The sequence below is a fragment of the Streptomyces sp. FH025 genome, assembly GCF_017427025.1.
GTDB lineage: Bacteria > Actinomycetota > Actinomycetes > Streptomycetales > Streptomycetaceae > Kitasatospora.
In genome coordinates this window covers 1-2,428 of the sequence record NZ_JAFLNG010000935.1, presented here as the reverse complement: position 1 = coordinate 2,428, position 2,428 = coordinate 1, and the positions used below count along the sequence as shown (strand labels likewise).

General features: G+C 72.1%; 2 protein-coding genes and 1 pseudogene. 1 reads left to right on the top strand and 2 read right to left on the bottom strand.

What is annotated here, in order from left to right; all coding sequences use genetic code 11:
- On the bottom strand, window positions 1–352 hold a 352-nt coding region (locus J0670_RS35860), incomplete at its 3' end, for an MFS transporter (RefSeq protein ID WP_207816824.1).
- 214 nt (window positions 353–566) lie between these two features.
- Window positions 567–1,328: a 3-hydroxybutyrate dehydrogenase gene (locus J0670_RS35855; RefSeq protein WP_207816821.1), complete on the bottom strand. Its 762-nt coding sequence runs from the start codon at window positions 1,326–1,328 to the stop codon at window positions 567–569.
- 309 nt (window positions 1,329–1,637) lie between these two features.
- Between J0670_RS35855 and J0670_RS39705 the strand changes: the two are divergent.
- A pseudogene (locus J0670_RS39705) lies at window positions 1,638–2,428 on the top strand (hypothetical protein); the annotation flags it as partial.

Here is a 2,428-nt window from a genome sequence, read left to right as displayed (position 1 = left end):
CCAGCGCCCCGACCGAGTCGTACGTGGGCAGCAACCCGATCGCCGTGGTCGACCCGCCCATCAGCAGCAGGCTCAGCACCAGCAGCTTCTTCCGCCCCACCCGGTCCCCGAAGTGCCCGAACACCAGGGCCCCGAGCGGCCGCGCCGCGAACCCGATCGCGTACGTGAGGAACGACAGCAGCGTCCCCGTCAGCGGATCGCTGTTCGGGAAGAACAGCTTCCCGAACACGAGCGCCGCAGCTGTTCCGTACAAGAAGTAATCGAACCACTCGATCGTCGTGCCGATCAGGCTCGCGGCCACGACCCGCGGGAGTGAACTGGTCGCCGCCGAGCCACGTGCAGAGGCGTTCATGGTCACCACTTCCAGTGCTGGAGGGAGCGGAGGATGTCGCCACAAGGTAGGAAGCCCTCGCCCCCTGGACTATGTGACCAACCCACATACTCCTGGGCCCGGTTGTGAGTGCCCACCCCATGAACGGACCAAGCTCTCGGTCCTGCCCCGGTGTCGTTCCGCCGCTGCTTCGGCGAGGCCGGAGCAGCGGCGGAACGGTACGGGGGGAGAGCGGTCAGTGCGCCGTCCAGCCTCCGTCGACGGGGAGGCTGGCGCCGGTGATGTAGGAGGCGGGTGGGGTGCAGAGGTAGAGGGCGAGGGCGGCGACCTCGGCGGGCTCGATGAGGCGCTTGACGGCGGTGCGGTCGAGCATGACGTGCTCGACGACCTCGTCCTCGTGGATGCCGTGGGCCAGGGCCTGGGCGGCGATCTGCTTCTCCACCAAGGGGGTTCGGACGTAGCCGGGGTTGAGGCAGTTGCTGGTGACGCCGTAGGGGGCGCCCTCCAGCGCGACGGTCTTGCTGAGGCCCTCCAGGGCGTGCTTGGCGGTGACGTACGCGGACTTGAAGGCGCTGGCGCGCAGGCCGTGGACGGAGGAGATGTTGACGATCCGGCCCCACTCCTGCGCGTACATGTGGGGAAGCGTGCGGCGCAGGATGCGGAACGGGGCCTCCACCATCACGCGCTGGATGAGGGTGAAGCGGTCGACCGGGAACTCGTGCACGGGCGCGACGTGTTGGAAGCCGGCGTTGTTGACCACGATGTCGGCGTCGTCCGGCAGGGCGTCCACGGCCTCCGGGTCGGCGAGGTCGGTGACGATCGCGCGCCCGCCGATCCGCTCCGCGAGCTCCCGGGCCGGGTCGGCCGCGAGGTCGACGACGTAGACCAGGGCGCCGGCCTCCGCGAGGGTCTCGGCACAGGCCCGGCCGATGCCCGAGGCGGCCCCGGTGACCAGGGCCGTACGGCCGTCGAGCGGGCGGGCAGTAGAGGTGTCCATGGCCGAGAACGGTAGGAATCCGGCGGCGCGGCTCCCATGTGGCGGGCCGCTACAGCACCCTGGTGAGCTATGGCGGTGACCGCCATGACGGTCGAGAAGCGGTTCGGCGGCGAATGGCCAAACCCGTCCCGGTCGCGCTTCCCCACAATGGGCGCGGATGCTTCACCCGTTCGGAGGATTGCTCGGTCAGATCCACCCATAGCGCCCGAATGCTCGCTACATTCACGCCGATTCCCGACAGGGGGCGCCGCCCCAGGCCGCCGAAGTGCTGGTAGAGCCCGGTGCGACGTCCGAGAGGTGTTGACTGACATGCCCCAACGGCCTGCAACCGACAGCCCGGCGTACGGACCGCTCGACCCGCTCGGCCAGCACCGAGGCCCGGTCGGCCGGGCCCTTCCGGACGCCCCCGACGCCCTGGCCCCCGAGGCCCTGACGGCCGACACGCTGACCGCCGACGCGACGACCACCGAGGAACCGCGGCTGCCCGCGCAGACCACACCCGACCGGCACGAAGCCACGGCCGCACCCCCGCCCGCGCGCACGACCAGCCATACCGGCCACTCCGGCCCGAGCCCGCAGAACGGCCAGCTCGCCGCGCTGATCGAGGAGGCCGGCTTCTCGCACGCCGGCCTGGCCCGCAGGGTCGACCAGCTCGGCCTGGAGCACGGCCTCGACCTGCGCTACGACAAGACCTCGGTCACCCGCTGGCTGCGCGGCCAGCAGCCCCGCGGCGCGACCCCGGCGCTGATCGCCGAGGTCTTCACCCGCCGCCTCGGCCGTCGCCTCACCGCCCAGGACCTCGGCCTGGACGCCTGCGCCCCGGTCTACGCGGGCCTGGAGTTCGCCGAGACCCCGCAGGAGGCGGTGGACATCGTGGCGAGCATGTGGCGCAAGGACAACGGCCCGCAGTCCGAGCTGCGCCGGATCGCCTTCACCCCGGCCGGCCTGGTCGTCCCCAGCCGGGACTGGCTGATCGGCCGCACCGACGAGCGGGTCGCCCGGGACGGTTCCACCATGGCCCGTCCGGACGCCGCCACCGGCCCGCCGGGCCCGGGCGCCCCGAGCACCGAGACCCCCCGGCAGAACGCGCCGGGCGCACC

Excerpts from the sequence above, each read along its gene's own strand:
- J0670_RS35855 (WP_207816821.1), bottom strand. The coding sequence starts at position 1,328 with ATGGACACCTCTACTGCCCGCCCGCTCGACGGCCGTACGGCCCTGGTC.